The following is a 25,703-nucleotide window of genomic DNA, read 5'->3' as shown; positions in this document are numbered from 1 at the left end:
ATCGATGACGTTGCCGTCGCTCACCGCCGCCCCCGCAGCATCACGTCGACGATCTGGCCGGGCTGGAGCCGCGTCGCGGGCCCACCCTCGGGCCGCGCCTCGACGAGATAGACCAGCTTCTGCCGGGTCTCGGCCGAATAGATCACCGGCGGGGTGAATTCCGGCTCCTGCGAGACATAAGATACGGTGGCCGCTATCCCCTGCGGGCAGCCCGAGCAGCGCACATCGAGTCGCGTGCCGACGGTCGTCCCGAAGAGCAGCGCCTCGGGCACATAGAGCATCAGCTTGACTGCGCCATCGGGCAGGATGGTCAGCGCCGGCGCCGAGGGGCCAGCCAATTCACCGGGATGGCGCACCAGGTCGGTGACGATCCCGGCCGCCGGCGCCGTCAGCCTGCGCTGGCCGAGCCGCCACTTGGCCTGGTCGAGCGCAGCCTGCGCTTGCTCCACCTGATTGCGCGCCGCCCTGATCTCCTCCTCGCGCGCGGCCAGTCGGGCTACGGCAAGATTGGCGGCCGTCTCGCGCACCCGCGCCACGGCGACGTCGCGCGCCGTCTGCGCCTGGTCGAGATCGGCCTGGGTCGAGACGCCCCGGCGGAAGAGATCCTGCCGCCGCTCCAGCGCCCGCTCCGACTCGCGTTCCTGCGCCTTGGCCGAGGCGGCGACCGCCTCGATCACCGCGATCTCCTCCGGCCGCTTGCCGCTGAGCAGATTGGCGAGCTGCGCTTGCGCCTGGACCAGCCGCGCCTCGCTCTCGGCGACGGCGTTGCGGGCATCGTCGGCCTGCAATTCGGCGAGCAGCGCACCGGGCGCGACGCGCTCGCCCCGCCTGACGGCCACGGTTTCGATCCGCGCCGTGTCGATCGGGCCGATCCGGACATATTCGCCCTCGACATAGCCGACGACGCGGGTCGAGGCCGGCGCGCAGACGCCGAGCGACGCGGCGATGGCGAAGGAGCAGATGAAATCGAGGATCATGACGCCTCTCCCCTGCAGGCGAGAATGCTCGCGCGGAGCGAGCGCCTGATGGTTTCGGTGATCGCGCCCGCCTCGGTCGGGCCGATCTCGTCCCAACCCATACGCCGGGTGACCGCCGGCCGCGCGATGCGGAAATACAAGACCTGGCCGATCGCGGCGAAGACGGCGAGCTTGGTCGCCGGCGCCTCAGGGTCCATGCCGGTCGCCGCCGCCCAGACCTGGCAGACCCGGCGATGCACCGGCGCGAACAGCCCGCCATAGATCGTGTCGAAGGCCGGGCTCGGCGTGAACATCTCGCGCACGACGAAGCGGGCGATCATCTCGCTCTCCGGCGCGGTGGTCAGGAAGACGACCATCCGGTCGATGAGGGACACGAGCTGCCCGGCCGCAACGTCGCGATCGGCGGCGTCGATCGTGATAACGGACCCGGGCGCGCCTCCCATCAGCACCGCCTGTATCCGGGCGATGATCGCCTCGGCACAGGCCTGCCGGAGCCCGTCCTTGCCGCCGAAATGGTAGGCGATGCCGGCGCTGTTGACCTTCGCTGCCTGGGCTATCTCGCGCGTCGAAGTTGCGTCGAATCCGTTGCGGCCGAACAGGTCGAGCCCGGCACGGATCAGCGCCTGCCGCGTGCCCTCGGTGTCGTTGAGAATGGATTTGCGTGCCATGGCGGGAGCGATAGCATGGCACGGTCATTTAATCAATCGATTGATTGAAAATGGTGCCATTGGTGCGAGCCGCGGCATGTGTCGTCTCCGCTGTCAAATCGCGTTCAAGGTCAGCCCCCTTATTGCGTTGAAGGTCAGCCCCCTCGAGCGCTGCGCCGAGGTGCCGGGGTCGCCCCAGCGGAGCTGGTCGGGGTTGCTCGGCCGGGGCGATTTCGGCGTCCAGTGCGCTTCGGTGGATGAAGTGGTCAGGCGCGGTTTTTAAAGCGCCAGCTCTCATTGCCGATCTGGCCGAGCTTCAGCCAGGACACCCCACTCGCCACCCCCGACGGTGCGACATTGTTTACCGAGGGGCCCGGCGGATACACGGACTACCCTCCCGCAAACGCCGCCGTTGAAACAGCGTTGAGAAGCGCCCGTTACGCCCGGCGAATATAAACCTGGTCGCGATGCCCGCTGGATAGAAACTGCATGAAAGCCGGTGGAATCTCGATGACGTCGAGAGCGTCCTGGCAGATGTCGAACTCTGCGATAGCCTCGGTCAGCATCTCGAATTCCCGCTCCCCCTCGGAGCCCCGCGCGGATGAGATCAGCTGCGCGGCTCGCAGCACCGCAGCCTTCCGCTCTTCATAAGACGAGATCGTCACGGCGTCGGCGTTCGGCATGGCACCACCTCATCGCTACGCAACACACATCGGTTACGCTAGCGACCCAGCCGGCGAAATACGAGTCGCTTATGCAAGATGGCCCGCTATCTGGGCTCGGACACCTTAAAGTGAAGCTCGCCGATGGCCGGCGTTCATGGTCGTTCGCGGCTGCTGCAACAGCTAGGTCTCTGCGGCCAGGCGAGATGTCGCCCGGCGCATCAGGTCGAGCAGGTGCAGCGCGGCGGAGGTGGGGGACAGGTCGGAAGGCCTGACGAGAACCAGCGGCGGCGCCGTCAGCTCTTCCTCGACCCTGATCGTGTTCAGGGCCTTGCCAGTCATCTCGAAACGCTCCCACTGCGCCGAGACCATCGCCAGGAGATCACTTTTGGCGAGGCAGGTCAGCAAGGTCAGGGCCGACTGGCTGCGAACCGCCAGCCGCGGCGGCGGCAGTTGGTGGCGAGCGAAAAAGGCGTTGATCTCGTCGCTGGCATCGGCGGTGATCGAGGCCGTGACCCAGTCCTGGCCGACGAGCTCGCGCAACGAGGTCGGCGCCGCCATCGGGACCGATGTAGAAATCGACCGTGCCGTCGCGCAGGCGTTCTTCGAGTGTGGGGTGAAAGCCCTCGATGATATGCAGACTGATGTCGGGATAGCGGGCGCGAAATGGGCGCAGACGCGGCGGCAACAAGGCGAGATGCGCCGCGATCGAGAGCCCGACCGTCACCATGCCGGTGCCGGCGCCTCTCCTGCGCAAGGGCTTCGCCCGTGGCGACGTAGCGACCGCCTTCACCGAGACGACCCGGATCACCGCCAATCTCGTGCTGAACGTGCTGGGTTCGACGATCTTTTCCGATTTCGTCGTGCAGACCGGCATGGCGCAATCCGTGGTGAAGTCGATCGCCGCGGTCGGCCTGCCGCCGCTTGCGGTGACGCTGCTGCTGATCGCCTTCTACGTCTTCTTCGGCTGCTTCCTCGAAGGGATCGGCCTAGTGCTGGTCACGGTGCCCGTCCTGCTGCAGCGGGTCATATCGACCGGCTACGATCCGATCTGGTTCGGCGGGCTGCTGGGCACCGTCGTCGAGATCGGGCTGATCCACCCACCGGCGGGGATGAACCTCTTCGTGATCCGGACGCAGGCGCCGGAGATCAGCCTCGGCGCGATGTATCGCGGCGTAATGCCCTTCCTGGTCGCCCCCTTCGCACTGATCGCCATGCTGCTGGCCTGGACCGATCTGGCGCTCCGGCTGCCCCGGTCGATGTCGCTCAATTAGGATCGAGCCGGCGCCTCGCTGACGCCGAGGGCCTGCTCCATGGGGCAAGCGACCGCAGCGACCGCGACCCTCTCGGCCATGACAGGGCGGCGATAATCGTCTAAGGCGGCGCTCTGTCGCCGCCTTCGCCCGCCTGATGCTGTTCAATTCCTTCGTCTTCCTGCTCGGCTTCCTGCCGCTCGCGCTCGCCCTGCACTGGCTGGTCGAGCGCTTTGCGCCGGCCTGGCGGCTGCCGTTGCTGGCAGTGCTCTCCTTCGCCTTCTATGGCTGGTGGGACTGGCGCTTCGTGCCGCTGCTCGGCTTCTCGATCCTGCTCAACTGGCTGATCGCCGAAGCCTTCCAGAAGACCAGGGCCGGCGGCCTGATCACGCTCGCCATCGCGATCAACCTCGCGATCCTGGCGCTGTTCAAATACTTCAACTTCTTCGCCGACCTCGCTGCGATGATTCCAGGATTGCCGACGACGAAACTCGATCTCGCGCTCCCGCTCGGCATCTCCTTCTTCACCTTCCACCATGTGATGTACCTGACCGATCTGCGCCGGGGCGAAGCGCCGCGCTACGATCTCGTGCGCTATGCTCTCTACATCGCCTTCTTCCCGCAAGTGCTGGCAGGGCCGCTGGTGCGCTGGCGCGAGATCATGCACCAGTTCGACGAGCGGCCCTACCTGCGCCCCGACGCGGCCGAGCGCATCGGCCGCGGCATCATGCTGCTAACGATCGGCCTGGCGAAGAAAGTGCTGATCGGCGACCCGCTCTCCGACTATGCCAATCCGGTCTTCGCCGCAGCCGCCGCCGGCGAGGTGGTGAGCATGGTCCAGGCCTGGCAGGGCACGCTGGCCTTCACCTTCCAGATCTATTTCGACTTCTCCGGCTACACCGACATGGCGCTCGGCCTGGCCCTGCTCTTCGGCATCGTGCTGCCGCAGAATTTCGATGCGCCCTATCGCGCCACCAGCCTGCAGGATTTCTGGCGGCGCTGGCACATGACTTTGTCGCGTTTCCTGCGCGATTATCTCTACATCCCGCTCGGCGGCTCGCGGCACGGCTTGCCGCTGCAGCTCTGGGCGCTGTTCGCCACCATGGCGCTCGGCGGCCTCTGGCACGGCGCCGGCCTCAACTTCGTCGCTTGGGGCGCGGCGCATGGCGTCGTGCTTGCCATCGGCGTGCTCTGGCGCCGCGCCGGACTGCCGATGCCGAAGCTGCTAGGCTGGGCCCTGACGTTCCTTTTCGTCGCCTGCTGCTGGGTGCTGTTCCGTGCCACCTCCTTCGACGCCGCGCTCGCCGTCTACAAGGGCATGCTCGGCTTCGGCCCCATCGGCACCGGCTTCAAATGGCGCGCCTTCCTGCCCGCGATCGCGGTCGCCATGATCGGCCCGACCGCCTGGGCAGCGGTGCACAAGGCGACGCCGGCGCGCTGGCTCGCCGTCCTCACAGCCATTCTCTTCGTACTGATCCTGTTCAAGATCGGCGACGACGCAAATTATGAATTCATCTACTTCCAGTTCTGAAGCGCGCTGGGGCGGCTTCGTCCGGACCTTCCTGATCGCCGGCGCGGCGATCACGGGGGCCTTGCTGGCGCTCTCCCTGCTGATCGACCCTTATGACAGCGGGCGTTCGCCTTTCGCGCTCAAGACCGGCGTCAGGCCGCAGGGCCCACGCACTGCCGCCGCGAGTCGCGGTCGCGATCCCGCCTTCGCCGGCGCGGTCTTCGGCAACTCGCATATCCAGCTGGTTCAGCCGGAACAGTTGACCCAGCAAACCGGCATCCCCTTCGTCTCGCTGATCGCTCCCGCCACCGGCGCGCGCGAGACGCTCGTCCTGCTCGACTGGTTCCTGCGCAATCGCAAGGAACCGGCGAAGGCGCTGGTGATCGGCATCGACCGGCAATGGTGCTTTGCGGACCCAAACCGACCGGTCGACCATCCGTTCCCGTTCTGGCTGTACGAGCGCTCGCACCTCGCCTATCTGCGCGGGCTGCTGCGCTTCGATGCGGTCGAGGAAAGTCTGCGCCGCCTGGGCTATCTCACGACACGCTCGCCGGAACGCGCACGCCCGGACGGCTATTGGGATTACGAGTCCGGCTACGAGGCCCACGGCTACGTCGCCGTGCAAAAGCATCGCGACGAACTGCGTAAACATCTCGATATCAGCGGCGGTAACCTGACTGGGCAGTTCCCTGCGGCCGTTGCGTTGCGCGAACTGCTCGAGCGCGCCGCTCCCGGCGTGCCGGTCGTGCTCGTGCGGCCGCCGAACCTCGTCACCGCCCTGCCCGTGCCCGGCACGCCCGAGGCAGAGGCCGACGCCGCTTGCCGAGGCGCCTATGCCAGGCTCGCCGCGGAGCGCCCGCGCACCGCCCTCGTCGACTGGCGCGTCGACCGTCCGGAGAATCGCGAGCCGGACAACTATTTCGACCACACCCACTATCGCCGGACGATCGCCGTGCCGCTCGCTGCCGACATTGCCGCGGCAATCCTCAGATTGCGCTGATTTTCCAGCGCTTTGCCAGCTTGTTCACGGCTGCGCGAAAGCGATTGTTCCGGATGTGACCAGTCGCTATAAGGGCGCCAAATCGGCGGCCTCGACACGGCGAAGCCGGCGAGGCCTTCGGACGCTCATGCAGAAGGCCTGCCATGTCGAAGCAGATCAGTCTTGCCCCTGACTACAAGCCCACCGACAGCGAGCCGTTCATGAACGAGCGGCAGCGGGAATATTTCCGCGGCAAGCTGCTCGCTTGGAAGGAGGAGATCCTCAAGGAGGCCAAGGAGACCCTGGTCACCTTGCAGAGCGAGAGCGAGAATCACCCGGACATCGCCGATCGCGCCTCCTCGGAAACCGATCGCGCCATCGAGCTGCGCGCCCGGGACCGTCAGCGCAAGCTGATCTCCAAGATCGATGCCGCCCTCTCCCGCATCGAGGACGGCTCCTACGGCTATTGCGAGGAGACCGGCGAGCCGATCTCGCTCAAGCGCCTGGAAGCCCGCCCGATTGCGACGCTCTCGCTGGAGGCGCAGGAGCGCCACGAGCGCAACGAGCGGGTGTTCAGGGACGATTGAACGATCGCCGCAGTTGTGCCGTAATCGCGACGGACGGGCGGCATCGCCCGTCCGTTCTTTATTTGAACGCCGAAGGCCGGACGATCGGGCATCGCCGCCCCCCGGGCCGCCTCCGGCGCGCGTCGCAGGGGCTGGACATGGGCTTGCTTCGCGATCTCCTCGACGCCGACAAGGACGGCAAGATCGTCCCGCAGATTTTGCGCGTCCTGCCATGGGCCATTGCGGGCGTCGCGGCGGCGATGATCCTGGTTCTCGGTCTCATCGGCTACCGTGTGAGCGCCGGCGACGGCTTCAAGGCATTCGGCCTGGAACTGACCCCCAACCGGCCGGCGGGAGCGCAGGCATCGGCATCTGCGTCGGGCACCGAATTGCGCCCAATCATCTGGCAGACCTACGCCACGTCGAAGCGAACGCATATCGTTGACTGCGTCAACGACGCGATGGCGGCGCTGCGTAGCGCGAGTTTCGAGCAGGTCTATCCATCCTCCGACAGCTCGATCTATGGCAATGTGCGTGCTGACGCGAAGTCGATGATTCAGTCGGCGATACGCTGCATCGACCTGAATGGGGCCTTCCTGATGTTCGTCTCCGTATCCGGCTTGAACGACAGCCAGATCGAAGCGCGCATGACCGTCATCAATGCCGAGTTGCAGAAGCTGAATCCTGGCTTCGATTTCAAGCGACAGTTTGGTTCGACGCTGCGGGCGAGCCTGACCCATTACCGGTCCAAAGCCCGCTTTCCGAACCGGGAAGCCTGCGTGAACCGGGCCGAGCTCGCCCTGCGTTCCGAGCAGATGCCCGTCCTGAACCGTGGCGGCGACTGGATCTCGGCGAGGAACGAATACGTCTCGCTGGTTTTCTGGTGCTTCCAGTCCGAATTTTCCCAGTATGAGCCGCTTCTCTACTATGTCGGCTTCGACCGCACCTATACGGACTCGGTCGGAGACCGCCTGCTCGGCCGCCTCAACTAGACCACTCCCTTTCGCTTCGGTCGTGCCCACTCCGTAACATTTCGGTGAGACAGCAAAAAGCCCCGCGCGGGAGGGCGCGGGGCTTCTGGCCGCCAGCCTTGGATGGCTGGGGAGCGTGGCGGGCGGCCGGGAGGAATGGCGGCTCGGGAGAGACCGCCGGTCCGGCGCGAAAGCTTGGAACGTGGGGAGCGTTGCCGTCGCGCCGGAAACTCGGGATGGGGATCTATCTTTCAGGCATGTCCTGTCTCGGAAAACCGGCTTCCACTTTTCCGGGACATGCCTCAGAACGGCAGCAGGATGTCCATCACCTGCTGGCCGTAGCGCGGCTGCTGCACATCGGTGATCTGGCCGCGGCCGCCATAGGCGATGCGGGCCTGGGCGATCTTGGTCGACTCGATCGTGTTGTCGGACTCGATGTCCTCCGGCCGGATCACGCCGGCGACGATCAGCTCGCGCACCTCGAAATTGACCCTGATCTCCTGCTTGCCCTCGATCACCAGATTCCCGTTCGGCAGGGTCTGGGTGACGACGGCCGCGACATTGGTCGCGAGCTGCTCGGCCCGGCGCACCGAACCGGAGCCTTCGCTGGACGCATCGGAATCGAGCTTCAGCAGCGAGCTCGGATCGGCCTTCGGCTTCCACTTGGTCTCGAGGCCGAAGACGTTCTCGGCGCCGAACTCCTCGCCGTTCTTGCGGCTGCGCTTGGTGGTGTTGTCGAGCTGCGCCCGGTCGGTGACCTTGACCTTGACGGTGACGAGGTCGCCGACGAGGCGGGCGCGCTGATCCTTGAAGAAGGCGCGCGAGCCGGTGCGCCAGAGCGAGTTGGGCGCGTAGGAAGCGTGCTCCACGGCCGGCATCGGCATCTGGACGGGCTTGTAGCCCTTGGTCGCGGTGGGATCCTCGATCGGCGACAGCGCCGGCGCCTGGCCGACATTGGCGAGCCGATCGGCGGCGCCGCAGGCGCCGAGCAGCAGGCTGAGGCTGAGCGCGGCGGGGATGGCGAAAGGGTTGGTCCGGGTCATGGGAACGGTCCGCAACTGGAGCAAAAGGATCGCCATCAGCGCGCAGCCGCGATCTGGCCGCCGCCCTGCGGGCTGACATTGACGCGTCCGGGACCGGTGACGGTTCCCTGCAGCACGCGCTTCGACTGGGGATTGGTGATCGAGATGACGTCGCCCACCGCGCCGGCCTCGTTGGCCCGGCCGCGCAGGCTGATGGCGACGCCGCGCGATTCGTAGACGATCGTGACGATCTCGCCGCGGCCGACGACCTCCTCGCGCTGGACATCGCTGTTGCGCAGCACCGATCCGGCCACCAGCATCCGCTTGGCGACCTTGCCGACCGCCGCCTTCATCTCGCCGAGCACGTCGTTGAACTGCGCATCGCGCGGCCGGCGCTCGACCGTGATGTCGGCTGCGGTCAGGGTCTCGCCGCGGGCGATCGTGCGTAGCGGCACCACGACTTCGGCGGTCTCGACCAGTTGGCCCGAGACACGCACCGGCTTCAGCCGCGTCGCGGCGCTGCCCGGCATGCTCAGCCGGCCGGTAACGCGACGCGAGCGCGCATCGTAGTTCAGGTCGAGCGCGGTGAGGTCGCCGGTCAGCTCCGGCTCGACCACCACCGACGGTGCGCCGCCGTCGAGCAGCAGCGAGAAGGCGCGCCCGTCGAAGCCGAAACGTTCGAGCAGCGCCGATTTCACCGCAGCCTCGACATCGAGCCCGGTGATCCGGCGCGCCGCCCGCGTCACCACCACCTGGGCGACGCCCTGGCTGTCGAGATCGAGCGCGTCGCGCAGAAGGCCCTGCTTCATCGCAGCCTCGACGATGCGGCTGACCTGGATGGTGCCGGTCTCGCCGAGCGCCGGCGCGCGGAAGGCGGGCAGCGCCCCATCCTGCGGCGACAGGCCGGCGATCAGGTCGCCGAAGCCGACGATGTCGCGTGACAGCGTCAGGTCGGTCTTGAGCTTGAGCCTGGTTGCGGTCGCCGGCGTCGCGGCCGGAGCGCGTTCGCCGGCCGGGGCGGCTGTCTGTGCCGGGGCCATGGCCGGGATCGCGGTCAGGGCGGCGATGAGAAAAACGGAGCGGATCATCTGGCTCATCCTTCCTCAGCGCATGATCTGCGAGGTTGACTGCATCATCTGGTCGGCAGCCGAGATCACTTTCGAGTTCATCTCGTAAGCGCGCTGTGCCGCGATCAGCGAGGACAATTCGGTGACGGCCTGGACGTTGCCTTCTTCCAGATAGTTCTGCTGCAGCGTGCCGAAGCCTTCCTCACCGCCAAGCCCGTCGATCGCCGGGCCGGAGCCGGCCGTCTCGACGAACAGGTTGTCGCCGATCGATTCCAGGCCGACCTTGTTGATGAAGCGCGAGAGCTGGATCTGGCCGAGTTGCTGCGGCGCGGTCTGGCCGGGCAGCGTCACCTCGACCGTGCCCTGCGCGTTGATCGAGACGCCCGTCGCATTGTTCGGGACGGTGATGCCGGGCTGGACGACATAGCCGTCGCGGGTCACCAGCCGGCCCTGGCTGTCGAGGTCGAAGGAGCCGTCGCGCGAATAGGCGGTGCGCCCGTCCGGCATCTGGATGCGGAAGAAGCCCTCGCCGCGGATCGCGACATCGTACTGCTTCTCGGTCGGCGTCAGGTTACCCTGGCTCATCACCCGGCCGGTCGAGGAGGTCTTGACGCCCGAGCCGACGAAGGTGCCGGCCGGAACCTGCGTGTTCTGGTCCGAGGTCTGCGTGCCAGCGCGGCGGAAATGCTCGTAAAGCAGGTCCTGGAAATGCACGCGCTGGCGCTTGTAGCCGGTGGTGCGGACGTTCGCGATGTTGTTCGAGATGACCTGGACGTTGAGTTCCTGGGCCATCATGCCGGTGGCGGCGGTGTAGAGCGCGCGCATGGATCTGGCTCCTTTCCGGTTCAGGCTTGCTGGTCGGCCAGGCGGGTGATCGCCTTGGCGCGCAGTTCGTCGGTCTTGCCCATCATCGCCGACAGGGTCTGGTAGGCGCGCTGGACCTCGACGAGGCGGGTCATCTCGACCACGGCCTTGACGTTGGAGCGCTCGATGGCCCCGGTTTCCAGCCGCGCCAGCGGACCTGCCGGCTGGGCGGCGGCGGTCGAGGAGAACAGGTTGGTGCCGTCGCTGGCCAGCGCCCGGGGATTGTCGAAGCGCACGATCCGGAGCTTGCCGCGCTGGCCCTGGTCGGAGGTGACGGTGCCGTCGGTGGCGATGCGGGGGTTGCTCTCGGTCGAGCCGAACACGATGGGCCCGCCATCGCCCATCACCGGCTGGCCGGCCTGGGTCACGAGCTGGCCCTGCCCGTTGATCTCGAGCGAGCCGGCGCGGGTGTAGCGCTCGCCCTGTGCGGTCTGGACGACGAGGTAGTTGTCGCCCTGCACCGCGACGTCGAGCGGGTTGCCGGTGCGCTCGATCATGCCGAGCGACAGGTCGATCGGCGTGCCCTTGTCGATGACATAGGAGAGCCGGCGATCCTGTGTCTGGAACGTGTCGGCCCGCGCAGTTGGCGAGACGTATTCGGCAAAGCGGGCCGAACGGGCCTTGAAGCCGTTCGTGCCGACATTGGCGACGTTGTTGGCGATGACGTCGAGCTCGCGCGCCAGAGCCATCTGGCGCGACAGGCTGACGAGAAGCGCGTTTTCCACGGCTCCTGCTCCCGATCTGTCCCGTGGCCGCCCCGACGCTCCCCAGCGCGGTGGCCACGGCAAACAGGTGGCAAGCGACATGCCAACATGGTTAATCCAGACAAATTATTGATATCATTGAATATAGATCGGAAGACCGCCTTCACCATCGCTGGATCGAACCCGCCTGCGCGGCAGAAACGACCCGGCAAAAATTGCCCTCCTTAACGAGCCGTTAACCGTAATTGGGCAAGGGTTAACGACAGAGAGACGGGCCGGGGCGGCGCCCGTTCTAGGCAGGTTGGCCAGATGGCGAAGAAGGCGAACAAGGACGAGGAAGCCGCCGAGGGCGCCGAAGCGGCGCCGAAGTCCGGCAAGAAGAAGCTCGTCATGATCGGCGGCGCCCTCGCGCTCGTCGCCGCGCTCGGCGGCGGAGGCTGGTTCTTTTTCATGGCGAAGAAGCCGGCCGAGGCGGTGAGCGCCGAGCAGGCTGCCGCAGCCGCCAAGAAACTGATCACCTTCGTCGAGATGAAGGACATGATGATCGGCATCACCGCCGGCCCGCAGCAGGACCGCCAGCCGCTTCTCAAGATCAAGGTCGCGCTCGAGATCGCCGACCCCAAGACCGCCGACCAGGTCAAGCCGCTGCTGCCGCGCGTCGAGGACGCCTTCCAGGTCTTCATGCGCGAACTGCGTCCTTCCGACCTCGACGGCTCGGCCGGCATGTACCGGCTGAAGGAAGAGCTGCTGCGCCGGGTCAACGTCACCGTTTACCCGGCCAAGGTCGACGCCGTCCTGTTCAAGGAATTGCTGCTGCAATAGCGGCAGCCCGATCGCGCAAAGCAGACTGCCATGGCCAACGACGAGCTTGAAGACAAGGACAAGACCCCGCTGACGCCGGAGGGCATGGCAGCGGAATGGGCCACCATGTCCGACGTCATCTCGGACGAGAGCGGGGAGACCGAAGCCAATATCGATCGCCTGATGAATCAGGAAGAGATCGATACCATGCTCGGCTTCTCCATCGGAGATGACGGCAAGGGCGGCCGCAACGGCATCCAGGCGATCGTCGATTCCGGCTCGGTCACCTATGAACGCCTGCCGATGCTCGAGATCATCTTCGAGCGCCTGGTCCGGCTTCTCTCAACCAGCCTGCGTAACCTGTTCAGCGACAATGTCGAGGTCACGCTGGAGGGCATCCGCTCGGTCCGTTTCGGCGACTACATCAACTCGATCTCGCTGCCGGCGATGCTGGCCGTGTTCAAGGCCGAGGAATGGGACAATTTCGGGCTCGTCACCATCGAGTCCGCCCTCACCTATTCGGTGCTCGACACCATGCTCGGCGGCAAGCGCGGCCAGGCGGCGGCGCGCGTCGACGGTCGGCCCTTCACCTCGATCGAGATGAGCTTGCTGCGCCGCGTGATCGGCGTCGTGCTCGGCGATGCGGAGGCCGCCTTCAAGCCGCTCTCGCCGGTGAACTTCAGGGTCGACCGGATCGAGTCCAATCCGCGCTTCGTCTCCATCTCGCGCCCGGCCAATGCTGCCATCCGGGTCGAATTGCGCTTCGACATGGAAGGGCGCGGCGGCTCGCTCCACCTGCTCCTGCCCTACGCGACCATCGAGCCGATCCGCGAACTGCTGCTCGAAAGCTTCATGGGCGAGAAGCTCGGGCGCGATCCGATCTGGGAGAACCACCTCGCCACCGAAGTCTGGCAAGCGGAGGTCGCCGTGAAATGCGTGCTGCACGAATGCACCATGCCGCTGAAACGGGTGATGAAGCTCGAGATCGGCGACACCCTGATGTTCGACGCCCGCCCCGACTCGGTCGCCTCGCTGCGGTGCGGCGAGTTCATCGTTAGCGAGGGCCGGATCGGCCGCGTCGACGACAAGATCGCCGTCCAGGTCGTCAGCCCGCTGCGGCGCTCGAAGACGACCATGGCCGCCTTCGACACCAGCCATCTCAACCCGGCGTCCTGACCAGGGAGACCTGCCCCATGACCATCACCCTGATCGCCGACGCGCTGGTCGCCTGCCTGCTGGTCGCCACCATCATCACCTGCTTCGTGCTGTCCAAGCGCATCGAGCGGCTGAAGGCCGACGAGAGCGCGATGCGCCAGACCATCGGCGCGCTGATTTCCGCCACCGATACGGCCGAGCGCGCCATCGCCGGCCTCAAGCTGACGCTCGGCGATTGCGATCGCACCCTCGCCGAACGCCTGCAGACCGCCGAGCGCTATGCCGCCGATCTCGCCCAGCAGATCGAGGCCGGCCAGGTCGTGATGGAGCGCATAAGCCAGATCGTCAGCGCCGCCAGCATGGTCGCGCCCAAGGCCGCCGAGCCCGCGCCGGAGAAGCCCGCGCTCTCGCGCATGGCGAGCGCCGCCGATGCCGCCGCCGCGATCCGTGCCCGCGCCGCCCGCAGGCTCGAAGGCCAGGCTGCGTGATCCAAACGCCCCGCCTCATTCCGGCAGTCATCCTCGGCGCCATGGGTCTCCTGGCGCTGAAGCTGCTGTCCTGGTCGGCGGAGCCCACTCCGGGCAAGGTGCCCGCCTATGCGCCGGTCTTCGCCGCAAAGCCCGCAGCGGAGCAGAAAGAGGCCTGGGGCCTCGCCAAGATCACCGCCAAGGCCCATCAGCCCGACGCCTTCTGGGACCCGGAGACCACCGGGACGATCGATCCGCCGAAGCCGAAGCTACCGCCCGAAGAGCAGGCCAAGCGCGACGCCGCCCCCAATAACAAGGCCGGCTTGATGAACGGTACCGCCCAGCCCGTCTCGCCGGCTGAGAAGGCTCTGCTAGAGCGTCTCGGGCAGCGCCGCGAGGAGATCGAGGCGCGCATGCGCGAGCTCGACATGCGCGAGAAGCTGCTCGATTCGGCTGAGAAAAAGCTCGGCGGCCGGGTCGACGACCTGAAGGCGCTCGAAGAGAAGGTCGATGCCCCCCGCAAGCAAGAGGCGGACGCCAATCAGGCGGTCAAGAACCTGGTGATCATGTACGAGACGATGAAGCCGAAGGACGCCGCCCGCGTCTTCGACCGGCTGGCGCTCGACATCCTGGTTCCCGTCGTCCAGCAGATGAGCCCGCGCAAGATGTCGGACGTGCTCGCCGCCATGTCGCCCGAGGCGGCGGAGCGGCTCACCGTCGCGCTCTCGCTGCGCGGCCGCCCTGCCGTCGCCGCCGAGCGCGCCCCGGCGCCGACGCCGGCCGGGACCGAACTGCCGGCGATCGAGCCCACCCCGAAGCGCTGAGGCTCGCGGTCAATGCTGAACGGCGATGCCGTTCTCCTTGATGATCATCGCATAGGTCGCGACATAGCGGTCGATCACCTTCTCGAACTCGGCGCCCGGCCGCGCCAGCACCGTGAAGCTCAGGGCCTGCAGGCGCTCGCGAACATCCTGCCGGGCCAGGGCGGTGAGCCAGGCCCGCTCCAGCGCATCGCGGGCCGCCGCGGGCGTGTCGCGCCGCACCATGATGCCGAACCAGCTATCGGAGAGAAGGTCGGGCAGGCCGAGCTCCGCGAAGGTCGGGACATTGAGTAGCTCGCGCACCCGCCGCTCGGCCGTCACCGCGAGCGCGGTGAGCTTGCCCTCCTCGATCGGCTGGACGACGTCCGGCAGGGTGCTGAGCGCGAAATCGATCCGGCCGGCATAGAGATCGACGAAGAGCTGTGCGTTGCCATTGTATGGCGCATGCACGGCCTTGCCGCCGGCGAGGCGCAGGAAATGCTCCGCGCCCAGATGCGGCGAGGTGCCGATGCCCGGCGAGCCATAGGTCATCGAGCCGCCGCCCTCGCGCAGGCGCTTGAGGAAGCCTGTCCAGTCAGTCCTCAGCGCCGGCGCAGCCACGAGGACGTGAGGCACCACCGTCGCCTGCACCACCGGGACGAAAGCACGCTGCCAGTCCGCCGTCCGCGTCCGCAGCGTGATATTCGCCGCGAAACTGTTTGCAATCATCAGCGTGGTGTGCCCGTCCGGTGGCGCCTTCAGCATCTCGGCCCCGGCGACGACGGTTGCCGCGCCGGCGATGTTCTCGACCACGACACTCTGGCCGAGCGCATCCTTGAGGCTCTCCTGCGCAAGCCGCGCCGCCGGATCCATCGAGGTGCCCGGCGTGAACGGCAGGATCAGCCGCACCGGCCGCTCGGGTTTCCAGGCGGATTGCGCCCGGGCCAGCGTCGGCAAGGCGAGCCCCGCCAGGAGAAGCGCACGTCGATCGAGCACCATTGGATCCTCCACCACCGCATTGTTCGATTTCCGGCAACGCACGGAGCGTCCGCCGGGATCAGGCCGACGCGTCGATCAGTATCTCCCGCGGCAGGCCGCGCACATCCATCTCGTAGTCGAGCACTGCCACTGGCGGCCGCGAGAAATGCCAGGTGACGGCGCGGCCGAGGCCGGTGATCGGGGCGAGGACATCGATCAGCAGTGGGTGGATGTCGCGGACCGTGTAGACATTGGCAACCGTGGCCTCCCGCCAACCATAGCCAAGCCCGGAGAGCCGGCGCTCCATCTCGCCCATTACCCATTGCGCCTTGGCGCGCACGCCCTCGGGCGAGGCATCGCCGGGCCGGATCGTTCCCTGCGCATAGCTCGCGCCGCCTTCGGGCGCCTCGCCGCTGCCCGCCACCACGAAGCTCGCCCGAGCCGAGGCATCCGGAACCGTGTAGCCGAAAGCGTGCAGCGAGACGCTGTCCGGCTTGCCGATCTCGGGGCAGATATTGGTGCGCGCGACGGGGTTCACCTGCCCTTGGAGGATGCCCCATCGATCGAGCCGCGACGCATAGAGCCGGTTGAAGCGTCGAATCCCCCTTCCGAGAAGGGCTCCGGCGAGCGCAGTTCGCAGGCGCAGAACGCGGTCAGCGGCCTGCCCAGCTGCTTCAGATGCGCTTCGATCGACGCCAAACCGCGATCCAGCGCCACGGGCACCGCCAATTGCGCGCGCTCGATCCGGAAGCCCGGCTCTGCCGCGACCCCGCCGGAATATTGGTAGACTGCCGGGATGAATCGGTAGCTGCCGTCCTAGCTGGTACGGGTGGAGTACATCGGATCGCTTCCTCGCTGGCTTTCCTAGTCGTAGAAGGCGGGCGGGCCACTCAGCCAGCCTGGATTCGCGGAGAGTTCGTTGCCGATCCGGCAACACTCTCCTACTGTCCCAGCTGTCATGTCGCTGACCCGCTACCGCTATTTCGCCCTCGTCGCCGATCACGGCTCGGTCCGCGCGGCGGCCGATACGCTGCGCGTCGCGCCCTCGGCGATCAGCCGCCAGATCGCCAGCCTCGAGGAGGAGTACGGCACCGCCCTGTTCGAGCGCCGCGCCCGCGGCATGCGGCTGACGACGGCGGGAGCGGCCGTGCTGGAGACCGCCCGCACCATCCTCGACAGCGTCCAGAACGCGCGCGCCGCCATCGACGAGCTCCAGGGCATGAAACGCGGGCATGTCCGTGTCTGGACGGTCGAGGGCGCGATGGACGATTTCGTCTATCCGGCGCTCACCGAATTTTCGGCCGCCCATCCGTCCGTGAGCTTCGACATCATGGTGGCGAGCTCAGACCAGCTCGTGCAGCGCCTGCTCGACGACGAGGCCGACGTAATCGTCGCCTTCAATCCGATCCTGCACCGCAGCGTGCTCTCGCTCGCCGAGATCGCCGACGCGCTGGTCCTCGCCGCCCATCCCGGCGATGCGGTCGCCGGGCGGCAATCGGTCAGGATTGCCGAGATCGGCGAGATGCGCCTCGCCCTCCCCGACCGGACCTTCGGGCTGCGCCGCCTCGTCGACGACATGGTCGCGGCGACCGGCATCGAGCTCAAACCGGCTCTGATCACCAATTCGATCCAGTCGCTGCGCTCCTTCGCGCGGGCCGGCCTCGGCGTCAGCGTCCTGACGCGTTGCGCGACGCAGCGGGACGTCGCTGAAGGGCGGCTGGTCACGGTGCCGCTCCAGGGCCGCAACCTGCGTAAGGCCTGCCTGAAGATCTGCCTGCGCAACGGGCGGACCCTGTCCCCGGCGGCCCGGGCGCTGTCGCGGCATCTCGCGCGAAGCGCACGGAAATACGCCGCCGGGCATGTGTAGCAGCGAGGATGTTCTTAACCCGCCGTTATCCTTGACGGGCTAGCCTCCACGCAGGTTGGAGCGGCCTGTCGCGGCTCCGCCATCGCGTCGAGTTGAGTAGCGGTCGTGCGTATCCTGCGGTCCCTGAGCTTCGGCATCGGCCTGGCGGCGCTGAGCCTCGCTGCAGGCTTTGCCGTGCCGGCAATGGCGGCCACCGCGACCTTGCGCGGCGAAGCCATGCGTGCCGGCTTCGGCCGCCTCGCCTTTACCTTCGACGAGCCGGTGACCACGCGGGTGCGTGTCGCCAACGGCGTCGTCGTGATCGGTTTCAGCCAGCCGGTGCAGCTCGATCCGAGCCGGCTCGTGGCCGAATTGCCGAACTATGTCTCGGTGATCAGGATCGATCCCGATGGTCGCGGCCTGCGCCTCGCGCTCGCCCGGCCCTATCGCGCCAATCTGCTCGAAGCGGGCGACAAGGCTTTCGTCGACCTTCTGCCGGAGAACTGGACCGGCCAATTGCCCGGCCTGCCGCCCGAAGTCCTTGCCGAGCTGACCCAGCGCCTGCGCCTCGCCGAGGCGCGCGCTCGCGAGATCGCCCGCGCGCCGGCGACAGCCCCCAAGCCGCTCGGCTTCCGTGCCGCCCGCCTGCCGACGCTCGACCGGCTGATGTTCTCAACGCCGCCTGAGGCCCTGCTCACCCCCAGCCTGGACGACGGCAAGCTGACGCTGAACTTCGATCAGGCGCTGGCAGTGACGCCGTCGCAGATCCGTAGCCTGCTGCCGGCCGATTTCACGCTGGAGCAGGCGACGAACCGGAGCGATGCGACCCAGCTCGTATTCACCGTGCCGAAGGAGCGCCAGCTTCGCAGCTTCCGTGACGAGGGTGGGTGGACCGTCGACCTCGCGCATTCCGGTGCCGCCGCCGCGCTCTCGCTCGCCGATCTGCAGGCGGCCGCGCCCGCCGAGCCGAAGCCGGCGGAAGCCAAGGCGCCCGAGCAGAAGCCGGTCGCCGAACCCCCGTCCCCTGCCCCGAAAGCCGAGACACCGCAGACACTGCCCAAGCCGGTTGCCACGGTCGCCGCCGACACGCCGCCCCGGGATGTCGAGATCGCCTCCGCCGCCGACGGCGATGGCGGGCGCATCGATTTCCGCTTCTCGCGCCCGACCGGCGCCGCCGCCTTCACCGAACCGGGCCGGGTCACACTCGTCTTCGACACGCGTGACACGCTCGACCCGGACAAGCTCAAGGGCGTGCTGCCGGCGCTGGTCGAGGGCGTCACCGTCACCCGCGAGGCCAAGGTCACGCTCGTCAGGCTGAAAACCCGCCGCCAGCAGATCGTGCGGCTCTCCGATGACGGCCCGAGATGGTCGCTGAGTTTCGGCGACAAGGCTGGCAAGCCGGCCGGCGCGCTTACGCCCAGCCGCGAGGCCGACGAGCGCGGCCAGACCATCGTCACCGTTCCGGTGCCGGGCCTGACCGGCGTGCATTGGCTCGAGAACACCGAAGGCGGCCCGAACCTTGGCGTTGCGACCGCGCTGGGACCGACGCGCGCCGTCTCCAAGCCCTATCGCTTTGTCGAGTTCGGCCTGCCGCAGAGCGCCCATGGCGTTGTCGTCAGCGCCGTGGCGGATGATCTGGCCGTGCGCGCCGACACCGATGCGGTCCGGATCGGCCGCCAGAACGGCCTGATCGTCAGCCTCGACGCCGAGAAATCGGACGACACCGAAAAGAAGGACACGATCGCGGCCGCCCGGCCGCTGCTCGACAGCGAAGCCTGGACCGCGCTGCGTACCAACGAGATCCGCGACCGCGCCGCGGCCCTGCTGCGCGAGGTCACCGGCGCCTCGCGTGGCCGCAAATCTCAAGCCAGGCTGGCGCTGGCCCGCTTCCTCGCCGCCAACGGCATGATGCCGGAAGCGGCCGGGCCGCTGAACGCGCTGCTTGCCGACGACGCCGCGATGCGTGGCAACCGCGACGCGCTCTTCCTGCGCGGCGTGATCGCCACCCGCATGCAGCACAGTGCCGAGGCGTTGAAGGCCTTCGACGCCGCCCCGATCCGCGACGAGGCCGAGACCGGGCTCTGGCGCGCTCTCTCCGAGCAGCGGCTCGGCCGCGACGCCCAGGCGCTCGCCGGCTTCCGCCGGGCCGAGAGCATCCTCGATCGCTATCCCGCGGATCTCCAGGCCGAGTTCCGCCCGGCAATGGTGCGCGCGGCGCTCGCCACCGGCGAGACGAGCGTGGCGGAAAAGCAGATCGCGCGGCTCGCCGAGATGCCGGAAGAGCTGGTCAATCCCGAGGAACTGGCGCTGCTGCGCGCCCGGCTCGACGATGTCGGCGGCCGGCCGGAAGCAGCGATCAACGGCTACAAGCCCTTGTTCGAGGCGAAGACCCGGCCGGTGGCTGCCGAGGCGCAATTGCGCGCGGTCAAGCTCGCACGCGCCGAGAAGCGCGCGGACTTCTCGGCCGACGAGGCGATCGCCCGGCTCGAGACCGTCTCGGCGATTTGGCGGGGCGGCGAGATCGAGATCGAGGCCCTGGCCGAGCTCGGCCGACTTTATGTCGAGCAGCAGCGCTGGCGCGATGCCTTCCAGACGGCGCGGCGGGCCAATGAGGTCTTCCCGGAGAACCCGGCGACGCGCCTGCTGCACGACGAGACCGCCCAACGCTTCGAGGCGCTGTTCAGCGATCCCGACCTCGACAAGCTGCCGCGGCTCGACGCCTTGGCGCTGTTCTACGATTTCAAGGAGTTCCTGCCGATCGGCCGGCGCGGCGACGAGATCACTCGCCTGCTTGCCGACCGGCTGGTCGAGCTCGACCTGCTCGATCAGGCCAGCGAGATTCTGCAATACCAGATGGACCGGCGTCTGACCGGCGCTGCGCGCTCCACCGTCGCGACGCGGCTCGCCATGATCCGGCTGATGAACGGCAAGCCGGCGGAGGCGCTGCAGGCGCTCGTCTCGACCCGGCTCGCCGAGCTGCCGGCCGACGTCAAGCGCGCCCGCCTGCTCCTGGAGGCCAAGGCGTTGTCCGACCTGTCGCGCACCGATCAGGGGCTGGACCTGCTGGAGGGCGAGAGCGGCCCGGAGGTCGACCGTCTCAACGCCGACATCCTCTGGAGCGGCCGGCGCTGGCGCGAGGCCGGCGAAGCACTGGAACGCATCCTCGGCGAGAGCTGGCGCGGCCAGGCGCCGCTCAGCGACGGCGAGCGCGCCGATGTGATGCGCGCCGCGATCGGCTATGTGATGTCGGACGAGGCGCTCTCGCTCGACCGGCTGCGAACCAAATTCGCCGCCAAGATGGCACAGGGCGCCGATGCCCGGCTGTTCGGCTTCGTCACCGGGGCGAGCCGTGCCAGCGCCGCCGACATCCGCGAGGCCGCCCGCGCTGCCGCCGGCTCAGACACGATGACCGATTTCCTAAAGGAATACCGCAAGCGCTATCCGGCCTACTCCAGCGCCGTGCGCGAGCGGCGCAAGCCGGCCGAGACAGACGCCGCCAATGCCGGAGCGAAGCCGGGCCAGGGCTGAGCCGGCCCCCTCATAGCCTTCATCCCGAGGAGCCGCGTTGGCGGCGTCTCGAAGGATGACGCGATCCTATAGATCGCTCCTCAGGATGAGGGCTGGCGGTTGGAGCCAATCTTGGTCCATCAACTTCCGTAGCTCTTCACCAGCGAGCCGGCGACCAGCCCCCAGCCGTCGACCAGCACGAAGAAGATCAGCTTGAACGGCAGCGCCACCGTCACCGGCGGCAGCATCATCATGCCGACCGACATCAGGATCGAGGCGACCACCAGGTCGATGATCAGGAACGGCACGAACAGCAGGAAGCCGATCTCGAAGGCGCGCCGGAGTTCCGAGATCATGAAGGCCGGCACCAGCACCTGGATCTGGATGTCCTCCGGCCGCTCCGGCCTCGGCTCGCGCGACATCTCCATGAACAGCGCCAGATCCTTCTCGCGCACATGCTTCAGCATGAATTCGCGGAACGGCACGATGCCGCGCTCGAACGCCTCCTGGGGCTGCATCTGCCCGGCGATCAACGGCGCTCCGGCGACGCGATAGGCCTCCTTCAACGTCGGCGCCATCACGAAGCCCGTCAGGAACAGCGAGAGCCCGATGATCACCGCATTGGGCGGCGCGGTCTGCGTGCCGATCGCCGAGCGCAGCAGCGACAGCACCACCGCGATGCGGGTGAACGAGGTCACCATGATCAGGATCGACGGCGCCAGCGAGAGCACCGTGATCGCGGCGATCACCTGCAGCGCCCGCTCGGTGACGCCGCCCTGGCCGAGATCGAGCGAGAGCGTCTGCGCCTGCGCGACGGCGGCAATCCCGACCACGCCGAGCCCGGCGGCGAATCCCGCTAGCCCGCGCAATCTCCATCCGGTCGGTCTCAGCGTACCCATCGCTCGTCCCCGCCCGAATCAGCCGCGGGCTTGCGGGAACGCTAGAGCAAGGCTCGGTGGCGGGCGAAGAGGCTTTCGGCGGCTATCCCCCGGCGCCTTCACGCCGAGCGAGCGCAGTTCAACCCTTCTTGGGATCGCGCCCGAGCAGGCGGGCGAATTCGGCCTCGATCGCGTCGACCGAGAACGGGTCGTCCTCCGGCGGCTTGGGAGCCGGCTTCGGCTCGTCCGGCTTGATTTCGGCCGGCTTTGTGTCGGCCGTCTTGACCTCGACGGGCTTGGTGTCCGCAGGCTTCGACTCGGCGGGCTTGACATCAGCCGGCTTGGCGACCTGGGGCTTTGCCTCAGCAGGCTTTGGCTCGCTCGGCTTGGGCTCGCTCGGCTTGAACTCGTTCTTGGCCGGGGCTTCGGCCTTGGCGGCCGTCTCGACCTCGTCGAAGACCGGCGCGAACTTGGCGGACTTGCTCGGCCCCGGAGCCGGCGGAGCCTGCTCCTTCGCCGGCTCGGGCTTCTTCTCCTCGGCCTTCGTCGGCGCGGATACAGGCGGCTTCGGAGGAGCAAAAACCGGCGGCGCGACCAGAGGCGCCTCGGACGCCGCCGGCCGAGCCGGCGCCGGCTTCAGCCCCAGCGCCATTTCGAGCTCGGCCTCCATGTCGAGAGCGGGGCGTGTGGGCGTCGGTGTCGGAGCCGGCGGCTTGGTGGCCGCAGGCGAAGCCGGCGGCATGGCAGGGGCCGATGGCGGCGTGACCGGCCGGGGTACGGGCGGAGCTTCCGGCTCGGCGCGTGGGCCGGCCGCGCCGGGCCGCACGGCCGAGAACGGACGCTTCAGCGCCTCTTCGAGCTGGCGGGCCATGTCGCCGAGCTCGCTGGCGCTGGCGGCCGGAGCCGGATCGCGGGCCAGGGTGGCGCCGATGCCGACGGCGCTCGCAGCGACAGCCGGTGGAATCGAAGCCGGCTGCGGCGTCGGGCGCGAAGGTGGGGTCGGAATCGGAGGTTGGGCGGCCGCTCGCGGCGGCGGGGCCGGCGGCGTCAGCGGCCGTGGCGGCGGCACAGGCTCGACCGGCACAGCCGGGGCCGGCACCGGCGAAGGCGGCAACGGGCGCGGCTCCTCGAACGTCTGTGGGCGCGGCTCCGGCTCGAGCGCCAGCGGACGATCCCCCAAGGCCTCGCTCGGCAGGGGCACAGCGACGCGCCCGCCACTGCGCACGATGTTTGTCTCGACCACGACGTCGGAGGCACCGCCGATCATGACGAGATGCTCGACATTGTCTCGCCGCACCAGGATCAGCTGGCGCTGCCGGTCGAGATCGTAGACGTCGACCACGCCGAGGCGCGGCTGGCGGGTGCGTCCTCCGCCCTGCCCCTTGAACTTCAGCCGGCCGCCGCTCATCCGCCGCAGGAAGAAGCCGAGCAGCGCGACCAGGAGCAGCACCACTGCGAAGGCGATGATCCAACGCAGGCCGGAGGAAAGTTCGAAGCCAAACAGAGTCTGCAAGGTCTGCCTCATGAAGCGACGCGACAGCCGCCGACCGCTCTTTGTAAGGGCGATCAGGCGGATAGACGGAGTTGGCTATACCATAAGCCCCGCCAGTTCGAGAAACATGGTTAGCGGATGGTTAACACCATCCTGCAGATCCCTGTGAATTAACCCGATATTAACCATGCACCCGGCAATAATTTCCCACTTCGGCAGGAGCCGACGGGAGATTGCGGCATGGCGAACAACGGCCTTGGCCTGATGGGAGCGCTGAAGACGCGGATGCACTGGCATCAGGCGCGCCAGAAGCTGCTCGCCGAGAACGTCTCCAATGCCGATACGCCGCGCTTCAAGCCGCATGACCTGCGTGCCCCGTCCCCGGCCGGCAATGGCGGTGTGACGCTGGCACAGACCTCGCCGATGCATCTCGGCCTTTCCGGCCAGCAAGGCGGCTTCGATTCGCGCGATGCCAAGCGCTTCGAAACCACGCCGAGCAGCAACAGCGTCAATCTCGAGGACGAGATGATGAAGGTCGCGCAGAACCAGTCCGACTACCAGCTCGCCGCCTCGCTCTACAGCAAGAGCCTCGGGCTGATGAAGATCGCGATCGGCAAAGGCCGGTAAGGAGCCGCATCATGGATCTGCTCAAGAGCCTCGCCGTCGCCGCCTCCGGCCTGAAGGGCCAGGCTGGGCGCATGCGCGTCATCGCCGAGAATCTCGCCAACGCCGATTCCTCGCCGGATCGCGCCGGCGTCGATCCCTATCGCCGCAAGATCGTGACCTTCCAGGGCAAGCTCGATCGCGAGCTCGACGCGAAAGTCGTCGAGCTCGGCCGCGTCAGCCGCGACCGCAGCGACTTCAAGACGAAATACGATCCGGGCCACCCGGCTGCCGACGCCAGCGGGCAGGTTAGGATGCCCAACGTCAATTCGTTGATCGAGACGATGGATATGCGCGAGGCCCAGCGCAGCTACGAGGCCAACCTCAACGTCATCTCGTCCACGCGCCGGATGATCCAGCGCACCATCGACATTCTGCGCGCCTGACCTCTCACGGCTGAAGCGGAGCCAGACCCATGACAACCTCGAGTTTCGCCGCCGGCGCCTATGCCTCGATGCAGGGGATGGGCACGAGCGCCCTCCTGAAGAAGCCGGCCCCGGTCGGCGGCCTCGACGGTGCCGGCGCCGGCCTGCCCGATTTCTCCTCGCTCGTCAGCAAAGCGCTGGAATCGACGGCGCAGAGCGCCCGCCAGGCCGATACTCAGGTCGGCAAGGTCGCCGCCGGCCGCTCCGATGTCGTCGATGTGGTCACGGCCGTCGCCGAGAGCGAAGCCGCGATCGAGACGCTGGTCGCGGTGCGCGACCGCGTCATCGCCGCCTATGAGGAAATCATGCGGATGCCGGTCTGACGACCCTCCTGCCGCCCATCACCGACCGGATCAGAACCCGATGACCTCCGCAGCCATTCTCGACGTCGCCCGCGACGGCATCGTCGTCTTCCTCAAGGCCGGCGCGCCGCTGATGCTGATCGCGCTCGTCGTCGGCCTCGTCGTCTCGCTGATCCAGGCGCTGACGCAGATCCAGGAACAGACCCTGGTCTACGTCCCGAAGATCATCGCGGTCTTCGCCGCCATGCTGCTGTTTTTGCCGTTCATGGGCGACGCCCTGGCGGGTTATATGGGCAGGGTCGCCGTCCGAATCGCCACGGGCGAATGAGCTTCGCGCCAGCCAGCGCCTCCTTGCTGCGGAGTCCGGCCGGCGCGCCTTTCTGGCGCGGGAGCCGGGTCCACCCGATGCAGATCGCCGTCCTGCCCGAGATCAGTGCGCTGTTCGTGCTGGTCTTTGCGCGCGTCGGCACGCTGGTGATGCTGATGCCGGGCATCGGCGAACGTCTTATCCTTGCACGCGGCCGGCTTTCCCTCGCCTTTTTCCTTGCGCTCTTGATCCTGCCGATGGCGCGCGGCGCGATCACGATCCCGCAGACCCCGGCGGCGCTGGGCGGGCTCTTGATCAGCGAGATCCTCGTCGGGCTTGTCATCGGCGCCAGCGTGCGCCTGCTGATGGGGGCGCTGCAGACCGCCGGCTTCATCGTTGCCCAGACCATGGGATTGGGCTTCGCGGTCACGGTCGATCCCACCGGCGGCCTGCAGAACCCGTCGATCGCCAACTTCCTCTCGATGCTCGGCATCACCCTGATCCTGGCGGCCGACCTGCATCACCTGGCGCTTGCCGCCATTCATGAGAGCTACCGGCTGCTGCCCCCCGGCGGCTTCCCCGAGATCGGCGACGTGATGACCCTCGCCGTCAAGGCAATGACCCAGGGCTTCTCGCTGGCGGTCCAGATCTCGGCGCCCTTCATCGTCTTCGGCCTGCTGTTCAATCTCGGCCTCGGCGTGCTGGCGCGATTGATGCCGCAGCTCCAGGTCTTCTTCCTGGCGATCCCCGCCTCGATCCTCGGCGGCATGCTGGTGCTCCTCGCTGCCGTGGGCGTGATGATGGGCGTCTTCCTCGACGATCTCGGCGCCTTCCTGCGCCAGTTCATCGGCCTGTAAGGA

The 25,703-nt window shown here is 67.7% G+C and carries 29 protein-coding genes and 1 pseudogene; 16 read left to right on the top strand and 14 right to left on the bottom strand.

Annotated features, from left to right (window positions below; translation table 11 throughout):
• Nucleotides 1-20: 20 nt before the first annotated feature.
• From ACFPOB_RS30770 to ACFPOB_RS30750, 5 genes and pseudogenes are all read right to left on the bottom strand, one after another.
• A complete protein-coding gene (locus ACFPOB_RS30770; protein WP_377801941.1) occupies nucleotides 21-977 on the bottom strand; it encodes an HlyD family secretion protein in 957 nt (318 codons plus the stop codon).
• Nucleotides 974-1,645, bottom strand: a complete 672-nt coding sequence (locus tag ACFPOB_RS30765; RefSeq protein WP_377801940.1) for a CerR family C-terminal domain-containing protein — start codon at nucleotides 1,643-1,645, stop codon at nucleotides 974-976. The genes ACFPOB_RS30770 and ACFPOB_RS30765 overlap by 4 nt, the downstream gene beginning before the upstream one ends.
• A 416-nt stretch (nucleotides 1,646-2,061) precedes the next feature.
• Nucleotides 2,062-2,307, bottom strand: coding sequence for a hypothetical protein (locus tag ACFPOB_RS30760; protein WP_377801939.1), 246 nt, complete (start codon nucleotides 2,305-2,307; stop codon nucleotides 2,062-2,064).
• Nucleotides 2,308-2,469: 162 nt separating this feature from the next.
• Nucleotides 2,470-2,847 (bottom strand): LysR substrate-binding domain-containing protein, encoded by a 378-nt coding sequence (locus ACFPOB_RS30755; RefSeq protein ID WP_377801938.1) that lies wholly within the window; start codon nucleotides 2,845-2,847, stop codon nucleotides 2,470-2,472.
• Between the two features lie 64 nt (nucleotides 2,848-2,911).
• Nucleotides 2,912-3,016 (bottom strand): annotated as a pseudogene (locus tag ACFPOB_RS30750) (hypothetical protein); the annotation flags it as partial.
• On the opposite strand from ACFPOB_RS30750, the gene ACFPOB_RS30745 reads away from it, so the two are divergent.
• The 5 genes from ACFPOB_RS30745 to ACFPOB_RS30725 all read left to right on the top strand — a co-directional run bounded on the left by ACFPOB_RS30745 (nucleotide 3,015) and on the right by ACFPOB_RS30725 (nucleotide 7,586).
• On the top strand, nucleotides 3,015-3,560 hold the full coding sequence (locus ACFPOB_RS30745) for a TRAP transporter large permease subunit (RefSeq protein WP_377801937.1): 546 nt from the start codon (nucleotides 3,015-3,017) through the stop codon (nucleotides 3,558-3,560). The pseudogene ACFPOB_RS30750 and the gene ACFPOB_RS30745 sit on opposite strands and share 2 nt — an antisense overlap.
• 136 nt (nucleotides 3,561-3,696) lie before the next feature.
• Nucleotides 3,697-5,070, top strand: coding sequence for an MBOAT family O-acyltransferase (locus ACFPOB_RS30740; protein ID WP_377801936.1), 1,374 nt, complete (start codon nucleotides 3,697-3,699; stop codon nucleotides 5,068-5,070).
• Complete coding sequence (locus tag ACFPOB_RS30735; RefSeq protein ID WP_377801935.1) at nucleotides 5,045-6,049, top strand: hypothetical protein; 1,005 nt, start codon at nucleotides 5,045-5,047, stop codon at nucleotides 6,047-6,049. The genes ACFPOB_RS30740 and ACFPOB_RS30735 overlap by 26 nt, the downstream gene beginning before the upstream one ends.
• A gap of 143 nt (nucleotides 6,050-6,192) precedes the next feature.
• Nucleotides 6,193-6,615 (top strand): RNA polymerase-binding protein DksA, encoded by a 423-nt coding sequence (gene dksA / locus ACFPOB_RS30730; protein WP_092162318.1) that lies wholly within the window; start codon nucleotides 6,193-6,195, stop codon nucleotides 6,613-6,615.
• The gene (locus ACFPOB_RS30725) at nucleotides 6,612-7,586 is read left to right on the top strand and encodes a hypothetical protein (RefSeq protein WP_377801934.1); all 975 of its coding nucleotides are present in this window, start codon (nucleotides 6,612-6,614) and stop codon (nucleotides 7,584-7,586) included. Before dksA ends, ACFPOB_RS30725 begins: the two co-directional genes overlap by 4 nt.
• Nucleotides 7,587-7,867: 281 nt before the next feature.
• Here ACFPOB_RS30725 and flgH read toward each other — a convergent pair whose 3' ends face one another.
• Genes flgH through flgF form a run of 4 tightly spaced genes read right to left on the bottom strand, consistent with a single transcriptional unit; the run spans nucleotide 7,868 to nucleotide 11,243 of the window.
• Nucleotides 7,868-8,632, bottom strand: a complete 765-nt coding sequence (gene flgH / locus ACFPOB_RS30720) for a flagellar basal body L-ring protein FlgH (RefSeq protein ID WP_377801956.1) — start codon at nucleotides 8,630-8,632, stop codon at nucleotides 7,868-7,870.
• A gap of 11 nt (nucleotides 8,633-8,643) precedes the next feature.
• Nucleotides 8,644-9,675: a flagellar basal body P-ring formation chaperone FlgA gene (flgA, locus tag ACFPOB_RS30715; protein WP_377801933.1), complete on the bottom strand. Its 1,032-nt coding sequence runs from the start codon at nucleotides 9,673-9,675 to the stop codon at nucleotides 8,644-8,646.
• A gap of 15 nt (nucleotides 9,676-9,690) precedes the next feature.
• On the bottom strand, nucleotides 9,691-10,479 hold the full coding sequence (gene flgG / locus ACFPOB_RS30710) for a flagellar basal-body rod protein FlgG (RefSeq protein ID WP_377801932.1): 789 nt from the start codon (nucleotides 10,477-10,479) through the stop codon (nucleotides 9,691-9,693).
• A 20-nt stretch (nucleotides 10,480-10,499) separates the two neighbouring features.
• On the bottom strand, nucleotides 10,500-11,243 hold the full coding sequence (gene flgF / locus ACFPOB_RS30705) for a flagellar basal-body rod protein FlgF (protein WP_092162331.1): 744 nt from the start codon (nucleotides 11,241-11,243) through the stop codon (nucleotides 10,500-10,502).
• Nucleotides 11,244-11,531: 288 nt separating this feature from the next.
• Here flgF and fliL point away from each other — a divergent pair, with 288 nt between their 5' ends.
• Genes fliL through ACFPOB_RS30685 form a run of 4 tightly spaced genes read left to right on the top strand, consistent with a single transcriptional unit; the run spans nucleotide 11,532 to nucleotide 14,469 of the window.
• The gene (gene fliL / locus ACFPOB_RS30700) at nucleotides 11,532-12,044 is read left to right on the top strand and encodes a flagellar basal body-associated protein FliL (RefSeq protein ID WP_377801931.1); all 513 of its coding nucleotides are present in this window, start codon (nucleotides 11,532-11,534) and stop codon (nucleotides 12,042-12,044) included.
• A gap of 30 nt (nucleotides 12,045-12,074) precedes the next feature.
• Nucleotides 12,075-13,199 carry a flagellar motor switch protein FliM gene (fliM, locus tag ACFPOB_RS30695; protein ID WP_377801930.1) on the top strand — a complete coding sequence of 375 codons (1,125 nt, stop codon included), beginning with the start codon at nucleotides 12,075-12,077 and terminating at the stop codon, nucleotides 13,197-13,199.
• Nucleotides 13,200-13,216: 17 nt separating this feature from the next.
• Nucleotides 13,217-13,666, top strand: coding sequence for a DUF6468 domain-containing protein (locus tag ACFPOB_RS30690; protein ID WP_377801929.1), 450 nt, complete (start codon nucleotides 13,217-13,219; stop codon nucleotides 13,664-13,666).
• Entirely contained in the window at nucleotides 13,663-14,469 is an 807-nt protein-coding gene (locus ACFPOB_RS30685) for a MotE family protein (RefSeq protein WP_377801928.1), read from the top strand. The genes ACFPOB_RS30690 and ACFPOB_RS30685 overlap by 4 nt, the downstream gene beginning before the upstream one ends.
• 9 nt (nucleotides 14,470-14,478) lie before the next feature.
• Here ACFPOB_RS30685 and ACFPOB_RS30680 read toward each other — a convergent pair whose 3' ends face one another.
• The 3 genes from ACFPOB_RS30680 to ACFPOB_RS30670 form a co-directional block, all read right to left on the bottom strand.
• Nucleotides 14,479-15,441, bottom strand: coding sequence for a tripartite tricarboxylate transporter substrate binding protein (locus ACFPOB_RS30680; RefSeq protein WP_377801927.1), 963 nt, complete (start codon nucleotides 15,439-15,441; stop codon nucleotides 14,479-14,481).
• A gap of 61 nt (nucleotides 15,442-15,502) precedes the next feature.
• Nucleotides 15,503-15,976, bottom strand: a complete 474-nt coding sequence (locus ACFPOB_RS30675; RefSeq protein ID WP_465248459.1) for a hypothetical protein — start codon at nucleotides 15,974-15,976, stop codon at nucleotides 15,503-15,505.
• Complete coding sequence (locus ACFPOB_RS30670) at nucleotides 15,958-16,152, bottom strand: hypothetical protein (RefSeq protein ID WP_377801925.1); 195 nt, start codon at nucleotides 16,150-16,152, stop codon at nucleotides 15,958-15,960. The genes ACFPOB_RS30675 and ACFPOB_RS30670 overlap by 19 nt, the downstream gene beginning before the upstream one ends.
• 229 nt (nucleotides 16,153-16,381) lie before the next feature.
• Here ACFPOB_RS30670 and ACFPOB_RS30665 point away from each other — a divergent pair, with 229 nt between their 5' ends.
• Both ACFPOB_RS30665 and ACFPOB_RS30660 read left to right on the top strand, forming a co-directional pair.
• Nucleotides 16,382-17,290 (top strand): LysR family transcriptional regulator, encoded by a 909-nt coding sequence (locus ACFPOB_RS30665; RefSeq protein ID WP_377801924.1) that lies wholly within the window; start codon nucleotides 16,382-16,384, stop codon nucleotides 17,288-17,290.
• Between the two features lie 105 nt (nucleotides 17,291-17,395).
• The gene (locus ACFPOB_RS30660) at nucleotides 17,396-20,797 is read left to right on the top strand and encodes a hypothetical protein (protein WP_377801923.1); all 3,402 of its coding nucleotides are present in this window, start codon (nucleotides 17,396-17,398) and stop codon (nucleotides 20,795-20,797) included.
• 119 nt (nucleotides 20,798-20,916) lie between these two features.
• On the opposite strand, the gene fliP is transcribed toward ACFPOB_RS30660, so the two are convergent.
• Both fliP and ACFPOB_RS30650 read right to left on the bottom strand, forming a co-directional pair.
• Nucleotides 20,917-21,675, bottom strand: coding sequence for a flagellar type III secretion system pore protein FliP (fliP, locus tag ACFPOB_RS30655; RefSeq protein ID WP_377801922.1), 759 nt, complete (start codon nucleotides 21,673-21,675; stop codon nucleotides 20,917-20,919).
• 118 nt (nucleotides 21,676-21,793) lie between these two features.
• Complete coding sequence (locus tag ACFPOB_RS30650) at nucleotides 21,794-23,167, bottom strand: hypothetical protein (protein ID WP_377801921.1); 1,374 nt, start codon at nucleotides 23,165-23,167, stop codon at nucleotides 21,794-21,796.
• 219 nt (nucleotides 23,168-23,386) lie between these two features.
• Between ACFPOB_RS30650 and flgB the strand changes: the two genes are divergently transcribed.
• The 5 genes from flgB (at nucleotide 23,387) to fliR (ending at nucleotide 25,700) form a co-directional block, all read left to right on the top strand.
• On the top strand, nucleotides 23,387-23,773 hold the full coding sequence (gene flgB, locus ACFPOB_RS30645) for a flagellar basal body rod protein FlgB (protein ID WP_377801920.1): 387 nt from the start codon (nucleotides 23,387-23,389) through the stop codon (nucleotides 23,771-23,773).
• 11 nt (nucleotides 23,774-23,784) lie between these two features.
• Nucleotides 23,785-24,195 carry a flagellar basal body rod protein FlgC gene (gene flgC / locus ACFPOB_RS30640; protein WP_377801919.1) on the top strand — a complete coding sequence of 137 codons (411 nt, stop codon included), beginning with the start codon at nucleotides 23,785-23,787 and terminating at the stop codon, nucleotides 24,193-24,195.
• Nucleotides 24,196-24,224: 29 nt separating this feature from the next.
• A complete protein-coding gene (locus tag ACFPOB_RS30635; protein WP_377801918.1) occupies nucleotides 24,225-24,557 on the top strand; it encodes a flagellar hook-basal body complex protein FliE in 333 nt (110 codons plus the stop codon).
• Between the two features lie 40 nt (nucleotides 24,558-24,597).
• The gene (gene fliQ / locus ACFPOB_RS30630) at nucleotides 24,598-24,864 is read left to right on the top strand and encodes a flagellar biosynthesis protein FliQ (protein ID WP_092162364.1); all 267 of its coding nucleotides are present in this window, start codon (nucleotides 24,598-24,600) and stop codon (nucleotides 24,862-24,864) included.
• 77 nt (nucleotides 24,865-24,941) lie between these two features.
• Nucleotides 24,942-25,700: a flagellar biosynthetic protein FliR gene (fliR, locus tag ACFPOB_RS30625; RefSeq protein WP_377801917.1), complete on the top strand. Its 759-nt coding sequence runs from the start codon at nucleotides 24,942-24,944 to the stop codon at nucleotides 25,698-25,700.
• Nucleotides 25,701-25,703 lie beyond the last annotated feature (3 nt).

It is taken from the genome of Allobosea eneae (genome assembly GCF_042657265.1).
Taxonomy (GTDB): domain Bacteria; phylum Pseudomonadota; class Alphaproteobacteria; order Rhizobiales; family Beijerinckiaceae; genus Allobosea; species Allobosea eneae.
The sequence above is the reverse complement of the archived record's forward strand: the minus strand, read 5'-3'. Positions and strand labels throughout refer to the sequence as shown.